Raw genomic sequence first — 19150 nt, forward strand, 5'->3', positions numbered from 1 at the left:
CCGGCCCCCGCCGGCTCGCCCGGGCGGAATCAGAAACCAGGTACGGATCGGGTATAAGGGAGCACGACAGCCGATCGACGCCGGGAGTGCGCATGTCGACCAGCAGCGAACCGGACGTGCTCGTCGCCGGTGCCGGCATCGCCGGGTTGACCGCCGCGCTGAGCCTGGCCACCGCGGGCCGGCCGGCGCGGGTGTTCGACCCGGTCCGCCGGTTCACCCCGCTCGGGGTCGGCATCAACCTGCAACCGCACGCGGTCCGGGAGCTCACCGAGCTGGGGCTGGCCGGTGAACTGGCCGGGATCGGCATGCCGATCGAGGAGTGCGTGCACGTCGACCGGCACGGTAACCGGATCTGGAGCGAGCCGCGTGGTACGGCGGCGGGCTACCGCTGGCCGCAGTACGCGGTGCATCGCGGTCAGCTGCAGATGCTGCTGCTGGCTGCGGTCACCGCCCGGCTCGGCGCCGATGCCGTCCGGCCCGGGACCGCGGTCGTCGACTTCACCGACGGGGCAGCCGAGAACGTCGAGCGCGTCGAGAACATCGAGCGGGTCGAGGGCGTGGAGCGCGCCGACAGGACGCGGGGGGATCGGTCGGCGCTGCGGGTGACGGTGCAGGACCGCGCGTCCGGCGAGCGCCGGGAGCTGACGCCGGCCGCGCTGCTCGGGGCGGACGGGCTGCACTCGACGGTGCGCGAGCGACTGCATCCGGGCGAGGGTGAGCCGCTGGGCAACGACATCCTGATGTTTCGCGGCACCGCGCGGGCCGAGCCGTTCCTGACCGGCCGGTCGATGCTGGTGGCGGGCTGCAACACCCGGTCGAAGTTCGTCGCGTACCCGGTTTCGCCGGTCACCGACGGGCTGGTCACCGTCAACTGGGTCGGGGAGGTGCGGTTGCCGGCCACGGAGCGGGGGATGGTGGCGGACTGGACCGCCGCCGGCTCGCTCGACGACGTGCTGCCGCACTTCGCCGACTGGCGCTACGACTTCCTCGACGTGCCGGCGCTGATCCGCGGCGCCGACCGGATCCTGGCGTACCCGATGGTCGACCGGGACCCGTTGCCGTGGTGGGGCCGCGGCCGGGTGACGCTGCTCGGCGACGCCGCGCATCCGATGTACCCGATCGGGTCGAACGGCGGCTCGCAGGCGATCCTGGACGGTCGCGCCGTGGCGTACCACCTCGCGACGGCGCCGAGTGCGACCGAGGCGCTGGCCCGGTACGAGGCCGACCGGCGGGACGAGGCGGTCGCGGTGCAGCGGGCGAACCGGGCGATGGGGCCGGAGCGGGTGCTGCGACTGGTCGCCGAGCGCGCGCCGGACGGCTTCGCCCGGGTCGAGGACGTGCTGTCCGCGGCGGAGCTGGCCGCGATCGGCGCGGCCTACCAGCAGACCACCAGCATGGACGTGCCGGCCCTCAACGCCCGCCGCTCCTGGTCGGTCTGACCCCGACCGCCACCCGCGGCGGTGCGCCCCGTCGGTTCCGGGCGCCACTCGGTAGGCGCCCGTCGACTCCGGCCGCGACCGCCGGTCAGAGCAGGCTGCGGTAGAGCTCGACGGTGCGGGCGGCGATGGCGTCCCAGCCGAACTCGGCGACCGCGCGTTCCCGGCCGGCGCGGCCCAGCGCGGCGGCCCGGTCCGGGTCGGTGAGCAGCGTGTTGAGTGCGATGGCGAGGCGGGCCTCGAAGCCGTCCGGGTCGGCCGCGTCGTAGTGCACCAGCAGCCCGGTCTCGCCGTCGTCGACGACCTCCGGGATGCCGCCGACGTCGGACGCGACGACGGCGGTCTCGCACGCCATCGCCTCCAGGTTCACGATGCCGAGCGGCTCGTACACCGAGGGGCAGCAGAACACGGTGGCGTGGCTGAGCAGCGTGATGACCTCGGCGCGGGACAGCATGGTGTCGAGCCAGACCGTACCGCCGCGGTGCGCGTCGAGTTCCTCGACCGCGGTGGCGACCTCGGCGGCGATCTCGTCGGTGTCCGGCGCGGCCGCGGCGAGGACCAGCTGGGCGGACGGGTCGAGGTCGACGGCGGCGCCGAGCAGGTGCGGCAGCCCCTTCTGTCGGGTGATCCGCCCGACGTACAGCACGTACGGGCGGTCCGGGTCGATGCCGTGGCGGCGCAGCAACGCCTCGTCCGGGCGCGGCTGGTACAGCTCGGTGTCGATGCCGTTGTGGATGACCTGTACCCGGTCCGGGTCGATCTGCGGGTAGCTCGCGAGCACGTCGTCGCGCATCCCGGCGGACACCGCGACGACCGCGTCGGCGGCCAGGTAGGCGGTGCGCTCCGCCCACGACGACAGCGCGTACCCGCCGCCGAGCTGCTCGGCCTTCCACGGCCGCAGCGGTTCCAGCGAGTGCGCGGTGACCACGTGCGGCCGGTCGTACAGCAGCTTCGCCAGGTGCCCGGCGAGGTTCGCGTACCAGGTGTGCGAGTGCACCAGGTCGACCGACGGTTCGACGCCGGCGGTCATCCGCAGGTCGGTGGACAGGGTGCGCAGCGCGGCGTTCGCGGCGCCGAGCGCGTCGTCCGGACGGTACCCGGCGGCGTCCGGGCGGTCCGCGCCGAAGCAGTGCACGTCCACCTCGACCAGCCGGCGCAGCTCACGCACCAGGAAGTCGACGTGCACGCCGGCGCCGCCGTAGATCTCCGGTGGGTACTCGTTGGTCAGCATCGCCACCCGCATGCCGCCAGCCTATGCGACGGCCGGGGCCGCGGCGGGTCGCCACGGCCCCGGCCGGGGTGCGGGTTGCTACCTGATGGTGAGGTTGGCGCCGGAGTGCGGCTCGAACACGTCGATCGAGTCCGGGTCGAACCAGACCTCCAGGTTCTGGCCCTCCCGGACCCGGGACCGGGCGTCCAGCTCGGTGACGAGCTGCGCCTCGCCGATCTCCTCGGTACCGCTGTCGCGCTCGATCTCGGCCAGGTGCTCGGAGTCCACGTGCGCGTTCTCCAGCGAGAAGTACGCGTACTTGACCGACCCCATCGACTCCAGGATGTCCACCGGCGCGGTGAACGTGACGCCGGCTCCGCGGCTGCCGTCGACCAGCGCGGCGTCCTCGAACGCCTCCGGCCGGATGCCGACGATCACCTCGCGCGGAACGTCGTGCCCTTCCAGCGTGGTACGGATCCGGTCGGTGAGCGGGATCCGGCCGAGTACCGTGTCGATCGCGTTGTCGGCGACGGTGCCGGGCACGAAGTTCATCGACGGCGAGCCGATGAACCCGGCGACGAACAGGTTGACGGGATCCTCGTACAGTTCCTGTGGCGAGCCGACCTGCTGGATCAGCCCGGCGCGCATGATCACGATCCGGTCGCCGAGCGTCATCGCCTCGGTCTGGTCGTGCGTCACGTACACCGTGGTGGTGCCGAGCCGCTTCTGGATCCGGGAGATCGAGGTGCGCATCTGCACCCGCAGCTTGGCGTCCAGGTTGGACAGTGGCTCGTCCATCAGGAACGCCTTGGGGCTGCGGACGATCGCCCGGCCCATGGCGACCCGCTGCCGCTGCCCGCCGGACAGCGCGCCGGGCTTGCGGTCCAGGTACGGCACCAGGTCGAGGATCGCCGCGGCCTCCTCGATCTGCTGCTTGGCGGTGCCCTTGTCCACCTTGGCCAGCTTCAACGGGAAGCCGATGTTCTCCCGTACGGTCATGTGCGGGTAGAGCGCGTACGACTGGAACACCATGGCGATGTCCCGGTCCCGCGGTGCCACCTCGTTGACGCGCTTGCCGTCGATGCGCAGCTCGCCGTCGGAGATGTCCTCCAGCCCGGCGATCATGTTCAGCGTGGTGGTCTTCCCGCAGCCGGACGGGCCGACGAGGATGATGAACTCGTGGTCGGCCACGTCCAGGCTGAAGTTGTCGACGGCGACGGTGCCGTCCGGGAAGCGCTTGGTTATCTTGTCGAGGACGATCTCAGCCACTGTTGCCACTCATCCCTTCACCGCACCGGACGTGAGCCCGGAGACGATCCGACGCTGGAAGATCAGTACGAAGATGATGATCGGGATCGTGATCACCACTGCGGCCGCCATGATCGAACCCACCGGGTCCTCGAACTGGGAGGCACCGGTGAAGAACGAGATCGCCGCCGGCGCCGTGCGGGCCCTGTTCGACGAGGTCAGCGAGATCGCGAAGACGAAGTCGTTCCAGCACATGATGAACGCGAGGATCGCGGTGGTGATCACGCCCGGCATCGCCAGCGGCACGATCACCTGCCGGAACGCCTGGAACGGCGTGGCACCGTCCATCTTCGCGGCCTTCTCCAACTCCCACGGGATCTCCCGCAGGAACGCCGACAACGTGTAGATCGTCAACGGCAGTGCGAACGTGATGTACGGCAGGATCAGTCCCGGCCAGGTGTTGAACAGGCCGATCTGCCGCTCGATCTGGAACATCGGGGTCACCAGCGACACCTGCGGGAACATCGCGATCAGCAGCGAGGCGCCGAGCATCAGCCGCTTGCCCGGGAACTGCAGCCGGGCGATGGCGTACGCGGCGAACGTGCCGAAGACGATGGCGACGAGGGTCGAGATGAGACCGATGCCGATCGAGTTGACCAGTGGCCGGAGGAAACCGCCGACCTGGAAGATGCTGACGTAGTTGTCGAACGTCCACTTGCGCGGGATGAAGTGCCCGTCGGTGAACGTGCTCGGGTCCTTGAGCGACAACGACAGCAGCCACAACACCGGGATCAGCGCGTAGATCGCCACGACGACGTTCGCGATGCTCCAGCCGGTTCGCTGCCGGGTGGTGGTGGCCATCAGCGCCTCCCCGCGTTGTCGCTGCCGGGCGCGGCCGTGCCGAACCCCTTGATGAAGATGAACGCGATGATCGCGACCGTGATGAACATCAGGATCGACATGGTGGAGCCGATGCCGAGGTTCAGCCCGCCGATCAGGTTGTGGTAGGTCAGGATCGACAGCGAACTGGTGCCCTGGGCGCCGTTGGTCAGCACGTAGATGTTGTCGTAGATGCGCACCGCGTCCAGGGTGCGGAACAGCAGCGCGACCAGGATCGCCGGCTTCATCAGCGGCAGCGTCACCTGGGTGAACCGCTGCCAGGTGGAGGCGCCGTCCATCGACGCGGCGCGCTGCAGGTCGTCCGGCACGATGGCCAGCCCGGCCAGCAGCAGCAGCGCCATGAACGGCGTGGTCTTCCAGATCTCGGCGAGGATGATGATGCCCACCGCCGGTGCCTGCTGGGTCAGCGGCGCCGAGTTGTCCGACAGCACGTTCGCCAGGTAGCCGTACCCGGGCGTCCACGCGTACCGCCAGCCGTAGGCGGCGACGACCGTGACGATGCCGTACGGGATGAGGGCCAGGGTGCGCACCACTCCGCGGCCGAGCAGCGTCCGGTGCATGACCATCGCCAGCGCCATGCCGAGGACCAGCTCGACCGCGACGCTGATGACGGTGACGATCATGGTGATCGCGAACGCGTGCCACCAGAACGAGTTGGTCAGCACGGTGACGTAGTTGGTCAGCCCGACCCACTTGTTGTCGTTCGGGAAGCGCAGGTCGGCACGCTGCAACGACAGCAGGATCGCGTAGACGATCGGGTAGATCGTCACCACGACCATGATCACCGCGGCCGGCAGGCACAGCAGCCAGCCGAGCCGCCGTTCGGAGCGCCTGCCCTCGCTGAGCGCGGCCCGGCGCGCACCGTTCGGTACGGTCGCGGTCGCCGCACCCGTGGCGGCCGCGACCGGACCGGCGGCCGGCGCCGGGATGTCGGCTTCGGCGCGCGTCTCGTCGCGGGGTTGGCGCGTCTCGCCGTCGTCGGTCACGGCAGAACCCCCTTGGACTGGAGTGCGTCACTGATCTGCGATCGCAGCGCGCGCTCGGTGGACACCGCCTGGATCGACTTCGGCGGGGACAGCAACGTCGAGGTGACCGTCGAGACGTTCTGGTAGGTGGCGGTCACCGGCCGGGACACCGCCGTACGCAGCTCGTCCAGAATCGCCTGCCGCATCGGATATGCGGTCACCATGCTCGGATTGGTCTTCGCGTTGGTCTTCTTGTTCGGGTCCAGCGGCCTGGTGTCGTGGTAGACGGACTCGATGGTCGGCGGTACCCCGTCCAGAATCGCGCCGTACTTCTGGTTCGCCGCGTTGCGCAGGCACAGCGCCGCGCTGAAGGCAAGGTCCGGATGGTCGGAGTACTTGCTCACGGCGAGGTTCTCGCCGCCGATGGTGGCCTTGCCGGTACCCGTGATGCCGGGGATCGGCGCCCACTTGAAGTTCTTCAGCATCTGGGGCTTGTCGGCGGCCATCGACGCGTACACGTACGGCCAGTTGATCTCGGCCACCGCGGTGCCGCCCTCGACGGCGAGCCGCGCCGGGTCCTCCTGGGTGTTGGACAGCGACGGGTCGGCCGCGGCGGAGTTGGCGAACTTGGACATGGTGGACAGCGCGGTGACCGCCGGCTTGCCCAGCGACACCTCGGTACCGGCCTTGTTCAGGATCGAGCCGCCGGCGGCGGCGAGGACGCTGTTGAACCACACCACGAGGCCCTCGTACTGGGCGCCGGTGACCTCGACGTAGTGCGGCTTGCCGGCCTTCTTCAGCCGGGTCGCCTCGTCGATCAGCCCCTGGTAGGTCGCCGGTGGCTTGGGCATCAGGTCGGAGCGATACCACAGCAGCTGGACGTTGGTGTTGTTCGGCGCGCCGTACAGCGTGCCGTTGATGGTGGCGGTGGACAGCGGCGCGGGAAGCGTGCCGTTCTCCACCTGCTGCCGGTTGCTACCGGTCCACGGGCGGATCCATCCCGCCTTGGCCAGCTCGGCGGTCCAGGTGACGTCGATGCCGAGAATGTCCATGCCGTGGTCGGCCGCGGCGAGGCGGCGCACCAGTTGCTCCCGCTGCTGGTCGGCGGTGCGGGGCAACAGGTTCAGATCGATCCGGTATTTGCCGTGTGCCTGCTGGTTGCAGCGTTTGACGATGTCTGCCCGGTGCTGTTGTGGGTACGCATACATGTTCAGGACCGGGGTGCCCGTCGATTCCGATCCTCCACAGGCGGACAGCAGCGTGCCGGCCATGATGGCCGCCGCTCCCACCGCCACAGTTGTGCGCAGCCGCCGGGTGGTTTCTGGCCGCACGATTCGCTCTCCTTCCGGCATCCCGGGCCGGGTAGCGCGTGCCCGGCCCGTTCTGCGTTCGCCGCACTCGCGGTACGAGCGCGCAAGCGTCGCCGAGATGCGACAAGACGTAATCTAATTCCGGCACGGGTAGGGCGTTGCCGTTTCCGCCCAATAGGCGGACGCCGCTGTGCGGTGGCGGCACCGGATGTACCGGTTGTACCGGTACCGTCACCGGTCAGACCTCGCGCAGCGCGCGCAGCCCGTCCCGCAGCGAGCTCGTCGTGGCCAGGACCGCGCTCGGCTCGTACCCGCAGTGCGCCATGCAGTTGTTGCAGCGCTCGTCCCGGCCGCGGCCGTACGAGTCCCAGTCGGTCGTCTCGACCAGCTCCCGGTAGCTCTTGGCGTAGCTGTCGCCCATCAGGTAGCAGGGCCGCTGCCACCCCTTCAGCGAGTACGACGGGATGCCCCAGGCGGTGCAGTCGAAGTCCCGCTTGCCCTCCAGGAAGTCCAGGAACAGCGGGGAGTGGGACAGCCGCCACTTCTTCCGGTTGCCGTTCGCGAAAGCCTTCTTGAACAGCTCCCGGGTCTCGGTCACGCCGAGGAAGTGGTCCTGGTCGGGCGCCTTCTCGTACGCGTAGGCCGGCGAGATCATCATGTCGTCGACCTTGACCTCGTCGTTGAGGAAGTTCAGCACGTCGATGATGGTCTGCGGCGTGTCGGTGTTGAAGAACGTCGAGTTCGTCGTCACCCGGAAACCCTTGGCCTGCAGGAACCTGATGGCCGCGATCGCCTCGTCGAACACACCTTCCTTGCTCACCGACTCGTCGTGCCGCTCGCGCAGCCCGTCGATGTGCACCGCGAACTGGAAGTAGGGCGAGGGCTTGAAGTCGAACTTGTCGAACCGCTTGCGCAGCAGTACGGCGTTGGTGCAGAGGATCACGAACTTCTTGCGCTTGACCAGTTCGTTGACCATCACGTCGATCTGCGGATGCATCAGCGGTTCGCCGCCCGCGATCGAGACGGCCGGCGTGCCGCACTCCTCGACCGCGGCGATCGCCTGCTCGACCGGCATCCGTCGCTTGAGCACGTCGGCCGGTTCCTGGATCTTGCCGCAGCCCACGCACGCCAGGTTGCAGGCGAACAGCGGTTCCAGCTCCAGGACGAGCGGGAACTTCTTCCGGCCGGCGAGCCTGTTCTTCATCACGTAGGCACCGACCTTGACCGCCTGCCGCAGCGGTACACCCATGTCAGCGCACCTCCTTGAGGGGTTGGTGTGATTCGTTCCGGACTGCCGGGCCGGCCGTCGCGGCCCAACCGGCGAGCACCTCGGCCAGGTCCCGCAGCCGGCGCAGCGCGGTACGCAGGTGCCACAGGGTGGCCGGGCCGAACACCGGCCCCGGCGCGCAGTCGGCGACCACCCGCAGGCAGCCCACCGGACGCGCCGGGCCGGACAGCAGCCAGTACGACTCGGTGTCGGCGACGAGCGCGCCGGTGCCGGCGAGCCGGTCGCGCGCGGTACCGGCCACGAGCCGGCGCCGGCTGGCGACCGGTCCGATGTGGACGGTGCAGCCGGCGGCGCGCAGCAGCGCGGCGAGCTGCGCCGTGCCGTCGAGGCGGACCGGGGCACCGTCGGGGCCGCGGACCTTGTCGGCCAGGACCACGTCGCCGGTGTGCAGCGAGGCGACCAGGCCGCCGCCGACCCCGGCGACGACCACGCCGTGGCCGGCCAGCCGGGCCGCGGCGCGCGCCGCCCGTCCCGGGCCGACCCCGGTGTGCAGCACCGCCGCCGCGCCGGCGCCGGCCGGGCGGGGTGGCAGGGGCGCACCGGTGCCGGCCGGCTCGACGCCGGCCGTGCCGACGCCGGCCGACAGGGCCATACCGGTGCCGGCCGGGTCGGCGCCGCCGGGTGGGCCGGTGCGCGCGGCGCCGCGGCGCAGGGCGCGGGCCTCCGCGCGCATCGGGGCGAGCAGTACGGTCATCGCACCGCCCCTGCGCCGTCGCCGTCCGGTGCCGGCGTGACCCGGCCGAGGATCCGGCCGAGCGCGCTGACCGGGAACACCATCCGGTACAGCTTGTAGCTGAGATAGAAGTCGCCGGGGAAACCGGTCCCGGTGAAGAAGTCCTCGTCCCAGGAGCCGTCCGGGTTCTGCGTCTGGGCCAGGTAACCGGCACCCCGGCGAGCCTCCGCGCCGGCGCCGGCGCCGGCCGCGTCCAGCGCGAGCAGCGCCCACGCGGTCTGCGACGGGGTCGACTCGCCGCGGCCGCGCCAGGCATCGTCGCGGTACGAGCGCAGATCCTCGCCCCAGCCGCCGTCCGGGTTCTGGTGCGCCGACAGCCAGCGCACCGCCCGCCGGATTCGCGGATCGTCCGGGGTGAGCCCGGCCGCCACCAGCGCCGGCAGCACCGCGCCGGTGCCGTACACGTAGTTGGCGCCCCACCGCCCGTACCAGGAACCGTCGTCCTCCTGGTGGCGCAGCAACCAGTCGACGCCGCGGCGCACCACCGGATCGGTCGCCATGCCCTCGGCGCACAGGCACTCCACCACGTGCGCGGTGACGTCCGCGGACGGCGGGTCGGTCATCGCGCCGAAGTCGGCGAACGGGATCTGTGCCGGGATGCTGGAGGTGTTGTCGGCGTCGAACGCGCCCCAGCCGCCGTCGGACGACTGCATCCCGGCCAGCCACCGTACCGCGCGGCCGATCGTGGCCCGCCGGTCCCGCGCATCGGCCGCGCCGGAACGGATCCGGCGCAGCGCGAGGATCACCTCGGCGGTGTCGTCGGTGTCCGGGTACCCGTCGTTGGCGAACTCGAACGCCCAGCCGCTCGGTGCGAGCCCGGGCCGGCGCACCGCCCAGTCGCCGGTACGCCGGATCTCCTCGCCCACCAGCCACCGGCCGGCCCTGGTCAGCGCCGGATCGTCGGCCGCAACGCCGGCGTCGGCGAGCGCGGTGACCGCGAGGCAGGTGTCCCACACCGGTGACTGGCACGCCTCCATCCACCGCACCGGCCCGGCGGGGGAGTCCTCGTGCACGGTGAAACCGTCCAGCCCGGACAGCGCCGCCCGCTGTACCGGATGGTCCAACGGGTAGCCGAGCGCGTCGAGCGCCATCAGCCCGTACGCCCACGGCGGCTGGATGCCGCCCCAGCCGCCGTCCGCCTCCTGCCGGGCGATCATCCACTCGGCGCAGCGGGCCAGGGCGAGCCGGCGCAGCGGCCGGATCGGATGCCGCTCGTACCCGATCAGTACCTGGCGGTCGAGCAGGTGGAACAGCCCCGGTACGGACAGCGCCCGCGGCGGGGTGGGCGGCGGTGACCCGGCCCGCAGCTCGGCCAGCGAGACGCCGAGCCGCCGGCGCGGTTGCAGCGCCCGCAGCACCGCGATCGGCACCACGGTCTGCCGGGCCCAGCATCCGAAGCTGTACAGCGACAGCGGCGCGGACGGCGGCAGGAACACGATCTCCGGCGGGATCACCGGTACCAGCTGCCACGGCCACTCGCCGAACAGCGCCAGCCAGATCCGGGTGAACACCCGGCTCGATTCGAGACCACCGTGCGACACGACGTACCCGCGGGCGGCGGCCATGTGCGGCGCGTCGACGCCGTCGCCGGCCAGCTTGAGCGCCAGGTACGCCTCGACCGTGGTGGACAGGTCGGCCGGGCCGCCGTGGAACGCCGCCCAGGTGCCGTCGTCGCGCTGCTTGGACCGGATCCAGCGCGCCGACGCCGCGGTCTGCTCCGCGGTACGGATGCCGAGGAACTGCCGCATCAGCAGGTCCTCGGCGTCCATCGTCACGTTGGTCTCCATGTTGCCCTTCCACCAGCCGTCCGCGGTCTGGTGCTCGCGCAGCCACGCCACGGCACGGTCCAGCGCCGCCCCGGCAGCGTCCAAAGTGGACTGAGCCTGTACGGTCATCGGTCCCGCCCCGTGACGAAGTGCGCGAGGTCGATCAGCTCGGCCCGGACGTCGGCCGGCAGCGGCGCGGGTGCCGCGTCGTCGCCGCCGGCGAGCTCGTCGATCTCGTCGAGCTGGGCCAGCGCCAGGTCGAGCTGGCGGCCCGCCTCGTGTTCGGTCCACGACCGGCCGCCCGCCGCCTCGACCAGCGCCGCGGCCTCGGCGAGCTGCTCGCCGGTCAGCTCGCCGGGCGCGAGGTACAGCTCGCGCAGCCGGTCGGCCGCGGCGACGCCGGCACCCAGCGCGTACACCACCGGGATCGACTTCTTGCGCGACTGCAGGTCGTGCAGCACCGGCTTGCCGGTCACCTCGGGCGTGCCCCAGATGCCGAGCAGGTCGTCGACGAGCTGGAACGCCACGCCGAGGTGCTCGCCGTACCGGGCGAGGCGCAGCGTGGTCTCGGCCGGCGCGTCGCACAGCATCGCGCCGATCGAGCAGGAGCAGGCGAACAGCGCCGCGGTCTTGCCGCGCACCATCTCCAGGCACTCGTCCAGCGTCACGTCGTCGCGGCGCTCGAAGCGCAGGTCCGCGGTCTGCCCGGCGACCAGCCGCCGTACCGTCACCGACAGGGTACGAAGCGCCCAGGTCGCGGTCGGCTCGGCCGCCTCGGCGAGCAGCTCGAACGCCAGCCCCAGCAGCGCGTCGCCGGCGAGGATCGCATCCGCTTCGCCGTACGCCGCCCACGCCGACGGCCGGTGCCGCCGCTCGGCGTCGCGGTCCATCACGTCGTCGTGCAGCAGCGAGTAGTTGTGCACCAGTTCGACCGCGGCGGCGGCCGGCACCGCGCGGTCCGGTCGGGCACCCGCGGCGCGCGCCCCGAGCAGCGTGAACGCCGCCCGCATGCCCTTGCCGCCGCCGTCGGTCGGCGTCCCGTCGACCTGCCAGTACCCGAGGTGGTAGCCGGAGACCAGGCGGCAGTGCGAATCGAGCCGGTCGATCGCGCCCCGGATCGACGGCTCGACCAGCGCCCGCAGCGCACCGAGGCTCTCCGGTATGGTCGCCGTCATCGCGCCGGCTCCGCGTCGCTGGCGCCGGCCCGGGCTGTGCTCATGATGCTGCCTCCGAGGTGAGTCGGGGATCGGGGATTCTCGGCTGAGCTGCCGAGGTGGTCGGCGATCGCGTCGGCCGCCGCGTTGCCGCTGCGGACCGCGCCTTCCATCGTGTCCGGCCAGCCGGTGCCGACCCAGGCGCCGGCCAGCGCCAGGCCGGGCAGTGCGGTACGGGTGGCCGGCCGCAGCGCGCGGGTCCCGGGTGCCTGGCGGAACGTCGCGCGCGGCTCCCGGGTCACGAACGCGTCGGTCAGCTGCGCACCGCGGGCGCCCGGCAGCAGCGCGGCGAGCGCGTCCCGCTGCTCGGCGATCAGCTCGGCCGCCGGTCGCCGCAGCAGCGCGTCGGCCGCCGACAGCGAGACCGCGAGGTACTGGCCGGAGCGCAGCCCGGACTCCCGGGTCCGGTCGAACAGCCACTGCACCGGCGAGTCGATCGCCGCGGCGAAGCCGTGTTCGGTGACCGGGCGGTCGTACAGCAGGTGCACGTTGACGATCGCGGTGGCGGACAGTTCGGCCCAGCGCTGGGCCGCCTCGACGGCGCCGGCCGGTACCAGCCGGGCGGCGGCCGGGTGCGGCACCGCCAGCACCACCGACCGGGCGAGCACCTCACCGTCCGAAGTGGACAGCAGGAATTCGGTGCCGGACCGGACGATCCGCTCCACCTTGCAGCGGGTACGGACGGTGGTGCCGAGCTCGCCCAGTACCCGTGCCGCCGGGTCGGCGTGCAGCGCGGACAGCCCGACTCGGGGCCGGCCGATGTCGCCCGCGCGCGCCGAGGTCAACAGCCCGGTCCGGAAGACCCGGGCGGCGAGCGCCAGCGACGCGCCGTCCGGCCCGACGTTCAGCGCGGACACCGCGACGAGCTCCCACAGCCGGCGCACCGTGTCCGGCGACTGGTGCTGCGCGGCGAAGAACTCGCCCAGGCTGCGCTCGTCGGACGCCGGCGCGTCCGGGTCGACGAACCGCAGCGCCGCGGCGGCGCGCAGCGCGCGGAGGCGTTCGGTGACCGTCAGCGGCGCGTACCCGAGCAGCGCCGGCAGCAGGTGCAGCGGCGCCGGCAGCCCGCGGGTACGGCGTAGCCGGTGCACGGGGCGGCCCGGCGCCAGTACCGGCACGTCGAACCGGTCCTGCAGCTCGACCCGGTCGGCGGTACCGAGCCGGCGCAGCAGCGCCAGGTAGTCGGTGTAGCAGCGCAGGAACACGTGCTGCCCGGTGTCCACGGTCAGCTCGCCGCGCCGGAACGAGTAGGTGGCGCCGCCGAGCCGCGGCCGGCCCTCCAGCATCGCGACCGTGGCGCCGGCGTCGGCGAGCCGGATTGCGGCGGCGATGCCGGCAAGGCCACCGCCGACCACCGCGACGTCGTAGCGCTGTGCGGTCACGACACCCCCGCGGTGCCGCGCCGCCGGGCGCGGCGCGGCAGCAGCGCGCGGCCGGCGACGAGCGCCTTCTGCCGGCCCGGCAGCGACATCCGCCCGTGCGTGACCGCGAGCGGGTCGCGCCAGATCCGGCGCAGCAGCGCGTGGTAGATCCCGGCCATCGCGCCGGTGCAGGCCGCGGAGCGGTGGTCGAGCCGGGGCAGTAGCTGCAGGCCGATCGTGTACCAGCGGCCGGCCCGCGCCGCTTCGAACCGGATCAGGCCGGCGAGCGCCGCCCGCTCGTCGTCGAAGCCGACCCCGTCGCGCTCGGAGTCGGAGAGCCGGAGCCGGACCCCGAACCGCTGCAGATCCTGCTTGGGCAGGTAGATCCGGTCGTTGCGGCGATCCTCCAGCACGTCGCGCAGGATGTTCGTCAGCTGCAACGCGACGCCGAGCACGTCGGCCAGTTCGGCGTCGGTGAGCGAGTCCGCGGTGGCCGGCTCCGGCGCCAGGCCGAGCATCTCCTCGATCGGCAGTGGCGCGCCGACCGTGACCCGGTGCGACCCGTCCGGCGCCACCGGCGCGTCCGATCCGAGGAAGACGCCGAGCGACAGCCGGCCCACCGAGCCGGCCACCTGGCGGCAGTAGCCGACCAGGTCGGCCAGCGTGCGGTAGCTGGTGCCGCGCACGTCGGCCTCGCAGCCGTCGATCAGCTCGTCGAAGCAGGACAGCGGGATCGGGAAGCGGCGGGCCGCGTCGATCAGCGCGTACAGCACGGGATCGTGCGGTTCGGCGTCCGGGTCGGCCAGCAGCTTCAGGTCGGCCCGGACCGCGGCGAGGCCGGCGAGCCGCTCGTCGACGCTGCCCGTACCGTCGCCGATGTCGTCGATCCGCCGGGCCAGCGCGTACACGGCGGACAGCGCCCGCCGCTGGTCCGGCGGCAGCAGCCGGATCCCGTACGAGAAGTTCCGGGCCTCGGTGCGGGTGACCTGCTCGCAGTGCTGGTACGCGGCCTCGATGACTGTCATGCACGCCTCCCGAACGTGATGCGCAGCAGCGCACCCACCACCATTGCCTTGCTCGCCTTCGGCGGGCCGGGCAGCGGGTCGTACCCGCTGCGGGCGAGCGCGGCGAGCGCGGCCCGGCCGCCCGCCGCGTAGCCGCTGACCGCGAGCCGGGCGAACCCGTGCAGCGAGCCCAGCAGCGGTTCGCCGGCGGCCAACCAGGCCGCGGCCCGCTCCGCCTCGTACGCCACCAGGTCGCGCAGCGCGGTGTTCGCCCGCGGCGCGGCCAGATCCGCCTCGCTGACGCCGAACCGGTCCAGGTCCTCCTGCGGCAGGTACACCCGGCCGGCGCGGTGGTCCTCGGCGATGTCCTGCAGGTGCTCGACGATCTGCAGCGCGGTGCAGATCCGGTCGGACAGCGCGACCCGGGTCGCGGTGTGCCGGCCGAACACGTGCAGCACCAGCTCGCCGACCGGGTTCGCGGACAGGGTGCAGTAGTCGGCCAGCTGGTCGAACGTGGCGTACCGGGCGACCACCTGATCGACCCGGTTCGCCTCGATCAGCCGCACCAGCACGTCGGCCGGGATCCCGCACGCCTCGATCGTCGGCGCCAGGTCGCGCAGCACCCGCTCGCTCGCCGGCCGGCCAGCGTACAGCCCGCGCAGTTCCTGCTCCACCTCGTCGAGCCGGGCGATCCGGTCCCCGACGTACTCGTCGCCGATGTCGTCGACCATCCGGGCGTACCCGTAGATCGCGAGCAGGTGCCGCCGCGGCGCCGCGGGCAGCACCCGCAGCGCCACCGGGAAGTTCTCCGCCCCGGCCTGGGTGGTCGGATCCGCCGTCACCGCGAGCCGTTCGGGCCCGGTGCCGTCCGAGATGTCGTCGGGGTGCGCAGTGGTCATGAAGTCAACCGATCAGGCAGTCGTCGCGGTGGGAATGCGGCCGAGGGAGTCGAGCGTGGCGGCGGCGATGCCGGCCGCGTCCAACCCGTACCGGGAGAGCAGGCTGCCGCGGCCGGCGTGCGGCAGGAACTCGCGTGGCAGACCGAGCACGCGCACCGGCACCTCGACCCCGGCGTCGGCGAGCAGCGCCGCGATCGCCGCGCCGGCGCCGCCCTCGCGTACCCCGTCCTCGACGGTGACGACCAGCCGGTGCTCGGCGGCCAGCTCGGCCAGTACCGGCGGGGCGGGGTGGACCCAGCGCGGATCGACCACGGTGACCCGGTGGCCGAGCGCGGCCAGTTCGTCCGCGGCGGCGAGCGCGGCACCGGCCAGTACCCCGACCGAGACGAGCAGGATGTCCGGCCGCTCCGGCCGGCGCAGCAGGTCGACCCCGCCGGCCCGGTGCAGGGCCGGGATGTCGTCGGACAGCGACGCCTTCGGGAACCGCAGCACGGTCGGCCCGTCGGCGACGTCGACCGCCTCGCGCAACTCCTCGCGCAGCGTCCCGGCGTCGCGCGGCGCGGCGAGCCGCAGCCCCGGTACGACACCGAGCGCGGCCATGTCCCACATGCCGTGGTGGCTCGGCCCGTCCGGCCCGGTCACCCCGGCCCGGTCCAGCACGAACGTGACCGGCAGCCGGTGCAGCCCGACGTCCGTCATCACCTGGTCGAACGCCCGGTTGAGAAACGTCGCGTAGATCGCGACGACCGGGTGCTTGCCGCCCATCGCCAGTCCCGCCGCCGAGGTCACCGCGTGCTGCTCGGCGATGCCCACGTCGTAGGCCCGGTCCGGGAACTTCACCGCGAACGGGTACAGCCCGGTCGGCCGGACCATCGCCGCCGACACCGCCACCACGTCCGCCCGTTCCGAGCCGAGCGCGACCAGCTCGTCGGAGAACGCGTGCGTCCAGGTGCGCTCCGACTTCACCGGGGTACCGGTCGCCGGGTCGACCACGCCGATCGAGTGCAGCCGGTCCGCGTCGTCGGTCTCCGCCGGCCCGTACCCGAGGCCCTTGCGGGTCAGGCAGTGCACCACCACCGGCCGGCCGTACTCCCGGGCCGCCGCGAACGCGCGCTCCAGCGCCGCGATGTCGTGCCCGTCGACCGGCCCGAGATAGCCGAGCCCGAGCCCGCCGAACAGTTCGCTCGGCGTCGGCGGCGCCGGTCGCTCGTGGCCGCCCTCCAGCAGGGCCAGCACGTCGCCGTACCCGCTGCGCCGGCGGGAGGCGGCGAGCTGGCCGGCGAGCCCGCCGACCGTCGGCTCGTACGAGCGGCCGTTGTCGTTGAGCACCACGACCACCGGCCGGTCGCAGCCACCCAGGTTGTTCAGCGCCTCCCAGGCCAGCCCACCGGTCAGCGCGCCGTCCCCGATCACCGCGACGACCCGGCGGTCCGAGCCGTCCAGCGCGAACGCCTTGGCCAGACCGTCGGCGTAGGACAGCGCGGTGGACGCGTGCGAGTTCTCCACCAGGTCGTGTACCGACTCGGCCCGGCTGGGATAGCCGGACAGGCCGCCCTCCTGGCGCAGCCCGGCGAAACCGGCCCGACGGCCGGTGAGCAGCTTGTGCACGTACGACTGGTGGCCGGTGTCGAACACCAGCCGGTCGAACGGGGAACCGAACACCCGGTGCAGCGCGATGGTCAGCTCGACCACGCCGAGGTTCGGCCCCAGATGTCCGCCGGTATGGCACACCGCGCGGATCAGGAATTCCCGGATCTCGCCGGCCAGCTCGGTGAGCTGAGCGGCAGCGAGCCGGCGGAGGTCCGCCGGCTCGGTGATCGACTCGAGCAGAGCCATCGCTGCCTCCGCGGGTTCGGCGCCTGGGTGGTGTGCACGTGTCTCACCGTCAGATGTACCCGCGCCGGCCGCCAATATCATCGATCTTGCGAATTCCTCGACCCGGCGGAGATTTCCGCCCGGCCGGCCCGCCCGCCCGACGGTCTGCACCCGAACGTCCGGGTGGCACCATGGAGACGTGGGGCGCACGGAGGGGCCATGAGTAGCGAGAGCCAGACCGCGACGCTGCCGGTCGAGGAGACCGAGGTCGCCGAGCGGCCGGACGCCGACCGGCCGTGGGTCACCGTCGTCTGGGACGACCCGGTCAACATGATGACGTACGTGACCTGGGTGTTCGTCAAGCTGTTCGGCTATCCGAAGCCGAAGGCGGAGAAGCTGATGCTCGACGTGCACACCAAGGGTCGCGCCGCGGTGTCCACCGGCGCCCGGGAGCGGATGGAGTTCGACGCGCGCCGGCTCCACTCGTACGGCCTGTGGGCGACCGTCGAACAGCAATGACCGAGCAGCCCGGGGAGTTCACCCTGTTTGTCCGTGACGGCGACCAGCTGGTCGGTTCGTTCGCGCCCGAGTACGCGACGGTGCTGCGCGAGCTGGTCCGGCAGAGCAGCGACGTGCTCGACCACCCGGTCGACCGCACCGACCCGGGGCTGGCCCGGCTGTTCCCCGACGTGTACCCCGACTCGCCGGGCGACTCGGCGGAGCTGCGCCGGCTCACCGAGAGCGAGCTGCGCAGCGACAAGCTCTCCGCGGCCCGGCTGATCCTGGACACGCTGCCGGCCGACGGCGGCGAGGTACGGCTCGACGACGAGGCGGCGAGCGTCTGGCTGCGCGGTCTCAACGACATCCGGTTGCTGCTCGGCAGCCGGCTGGAGGTGGAGGCCGACACCGACCTCGCCGAGGAGTTGGACGGCGAGATCCGCCGCGACCCGTCCTCGCCGCGGGCCGCCCAGCTGCTCGCCTACGTGGTCGCCGGCGAGGTGCAGGACGCCCTGCTCGTCGCCCTCACCGGCTGGCGGTACTGAGAACGCCGGGTCGGTGCCGCTGCGCGTCCGGTGCGTCCCGGTTTGGCGCCCCCTGGTGAGACGTGCCACTCCCGGTGTCGGTCGAATGCCGGCTAGGCTGGAGGCGTGCTGAGGCTGGGCCGCTCCGTTCGGGACGCGATCGTCGAGCACGCCCGCCGGGACCACCCGGACGAGGCGTGCGGCATCGTGGCCGGTCCGGCCGGCTCCGACGACGCCGTTCGCTTCGTCCCCATGCTCAACGCCGAGCGGTCCATGACCGGCTACCGGTTCGAGGGCGACGAGTGGCGGCGGGTCTACCTGGAGCTGGACGACCGGGACGAGGAGCCCGTCGTCATCTACCACTCGCACACGGCCACCGAGGCGTTCCCGTCGCGTACCGACGTCAACCGCGCCGCGGAGTACGCGACGATGCTGCCCGACCCGCACTACGTGCTGGTCAGCACGCGGGAGCCGGACTCGGTCGAGTTCCGCTCGTTCCGGATCGTCGACGGTGTGGTCACCGAGGAGCCGGTCGAGGTCGTCGACGACGCCGACCCGGTCCAGTCGTACAAGTTCGGGCACACCCCGACGTCGGTCGTCTACGACTGTTCCGCAGACGCCTGAGCGGCGTCGCGCCACTCGTCACGGTTTCGCCCTTCTTCAGTTTTGTCGTCCTGCCCACGCAAGGAGTGCCCCCATGGCCATCGAGGTCCGCATCCCGACCATCCTGCGCAGCTACACCGGCGGCGCGAAGAGCGTCGAGGCGTCCGGTAGTTCGCTGTCGGAGGTCATCACCGACCTGGACGCCCGCCACCCCGGCCTGCGCGGCCGGCTGATCACCGACGACGGCGGCCTGCACCGCTTCGTCAACGTGTACGTCAACGACGAGGACGTCCGGTTCACCGGGGCGCTGTCCACCTCGCTGGCCGACGGCGACTCGGTGACGATCCTGCCGGCCGTCGCCGGCGGCGCCCGCTAG

General features: G+C 72.4%; 18 protein-coding genes. 5 read left to right on the top strand and 13 right to left on the bottom strand.

Annotated elements, in window-relative coordinates; translation table 11 throughout:
• Positions 1-92 precede the first annotated feature (92 nt).
• Entirely contained in the window at positions 93-1439 is a 1347-nt protein-coding gene (locus Asera_RS11740) for a flavin-dependent oxidoreductase (RefSeq protein ID WP_030449144.1), read from the top strand.
• 85 nt (positions 1440-1524) lie between these two features.
• On the opposite strand, the gene glgA is transcribed toward Asera_RS11740, so the two are convergent.
• The 13 genes from glgA to Asera_RS11805 form a co-directional block, all read right to left on the bottom strand.
• Positions 1525-2679 (bottom strand): glycogen synthase, encoded by a 1155-nt coding sequence (gene glgA, locus Asera_RS11745; protein ID WP_030449145.1) that lies wholly within the window; start codon positions 2677-2679, stop codon positions 1525-1527.
• A 66-nt stretch (positions 2680-2745) separates the two neighbouring features.
• Positions 2746-3915 carry an ABC transporter ATP-binding protein gene (locus tag Asera_RS11750; protein WP_030449146.1) on the bottom strand — a complete coding sequence of 390 codons (1170 nt, stop codon included), beginning with the start codon at positions 3913-3915 and terminating at the stop codon, positions 2746-2748.
• Between the two features lie 9 nt (positions 3916-3924).
• Positions 3925-4755 carry a carbohydrate ABC transporter permease gene (locus Asera_RS11755; protein WP_030449147.1) on the bottom strand — a complete coding sequence of 277 codons (831 nt, stop codon included), beginning with the start codon at positions 4753-4755 and terminating at the stop codon, positions 3925-3927.
• The gene (locus Asera_RS11760) at positions 4755-5780 is read right to left on the bottom strand and encodes a carbohydrate ABC transporter permease (protein ID WP_244843842.1); all 1026 of its coding nucleotides are present in this window, start codon (positions 5778-5780) and stop codon (positions 4755-4757) included. Before Asera_RS11760 ends, Asera_RS11755 begins: the two co-directional genes overlap by 1 nt.
• The gene (locus tag Asera_RS11765; RefSeq protein ID WP_244843843.1) at positions 5777-7090 is read right to left on the bottom strand and encodes an ABC transporter substrate-binding protein; all 1314 of its coding nucleotides are present in this window, start codon (positions 7088-7090) and stop codon (positions 5777-5779) included. Before Asera_RS11765 ends, Asera_RS11760 begins: the two co-directional genes overlap by 4 nt.
• Before the next feature lie 217 nt (positions 7091-7307).
• A complete protein-coding gene (hpnH, locus tag Asera_RS11770; protein ID WP_030449150.1) occupies positions 7308-8318 on the bottom strand; it encodes an adenosyl-hopene transferase HpnH in 1011 nt (336 codons plus the stop codon).
• Position 8319: 1 nt separating this feature from the next.
• Positions 8320-9051, bottom strand: coding sequence for a phosphorylase family protein (locus tag Asera_RS11775; RefSeq protein ID WP_030449151.1), 732 nt, complete (start codon positions 9049-9051; stop codon positions 8320-8322).
• Complete coding sequence (shc, locus tag Asera_RS11780) at positions 9048-10985, bottom strand: squalene--hopene cyclase (RefSeq protein ID WP_051802913.1); 1938 nt, start codon at positions 10983-10985, stop codon at positions 9048-9050. Before shc ends, Asera_RS11775 begins: the two co-directional genes overlap by 4 nt.
• Positions 10982-12031 carry a polyprenyl synthetase family protein gene (locus Asera_RS11785; protein WP_030449153.1) on the bottom strand — a complete coding sequence of 350 codons (1050 nt, stop codon included), beginning with the start codon at positions 12029-12031 and terminating at the stop codon, positions 10982-10984. Before Asera_RS11785 ends, shc begins: the two co-directional genes overlap by 4 nt.
• Positions 12028-13452 (bottom strand): hydroxysqualene dehydroxylase HpnE, encoded by a 1425-nt coding sequence (gene hpnE, locus Asera_RS11790; protein WP_211255768.1) that lies wholly within the window; start codon positions 13450-13452, stop codon positions 12028-12030. Before hpnE ends, Asera_RS11785 begins: the two co-directional genes overlap by 4 nt.
• Positions 13449-14456, bottom strand: coding sequence for a squalene/phytoene synthase family protein (locus tag Asera_RS11795; RefSeq protein ID WP_030449155.1), 1008 nt, complete (start codon positions 14454-14456; stop codon positions 13449-13451). Before Asera_RS11795 ends, hpnE begins: the two co-directional genes overlap by 4 nt.
• Positions 14453-15334 (bottom strand): squalene synthase HpnC, encoded by an 882-nt coding sequence (gene hpnC, locus Asera_RS11800; RefSeq protein WP_084132639.1) that lies wholly within the window; start codon positions 15332-15334, stop codon positions 14453-14455. Before hpnC ends, Asera_RS11795 begins: the two co-directional genes overlap by 4 nt.
• 12 nt (positions 15335-15346) lie before the next feature.
• Positions 15347-17170: a 1-deoxy-D-xylulose-5-phosphate synthase gene (locus Asera_RS11805; protein ID WP_030449157.1), complete on the bottom strand. Its 1824-nt coding sequence runs from the start codon at positions 17168-17170 to the stop codon at positions 15347-15349.
• Positions 17171-17368: 198 nt separating this feature from the next.
• Between Asera_RS11805 and clpS the strand changes: the two genes are divergently transcribed.
• The 4 genes from clpS to Asera_RS11825 all read left to right on the top strand — a co-directional run bounded on the left by clpS (position 17369) and on the right by Asera_RS11825 (position 19150).
• Positions 17369-17668 carry an ATP-dependent Clp protease adapter ClpS gene (clpS, locus tag Asera_RS11810; protein ID WP_035298378.1) on the top strand — a complete coding sequence of 100 codons (300 nt, stop codon included), beginning with the start codon at positions 17369-17371 and terminating at the stop codon, positions 17666-17668.
• Positions 17665-18192, top strand: coding sequence for a DUF2017 family protein (locus Asera_RS11815; RefSeq protein WP_030449159.1), 528 nt, complete (start codon positions 17665-17667; stop codon positions 18190-18192). Before clpS ends, Asera_RS11815 begins: the two co-directional genes overlap by 4 nt.
• Positions 18193-18297: 105 nt before the next feature.
• Positions 18298-18795, top strand: coding sequence for a M67 family metallopeptidase (locus Asera_RS11820; RefSeq protein ID WP_030449160.1), 498 nt, complete (start codon positions 18298-18300; stop codon positions 18793-18795).
• A 73-nt stretch (positions 18796-18868) separates the two neighbouring features.
• Positions 18869-19150: a MoaD/ThiS family protein gene (locus Asera_RS11825; protein WP_030449161.1), complete on the top strand. Its 282-nt coding sequence runs from the start codon at positions 18869-18871 to the stop codon at positions 19148-19150.

The sequence above is a fragment of the Actinocatenispora sera genome (genome assembly GCF_018324685.1).
Taxonomy (GTDB): Bacteria; Actinomycetota; Actinomycetes; order Mycobacteriales; family Micromonosporaceae; genus Actinocatenispora; species Actinocatenispora sera.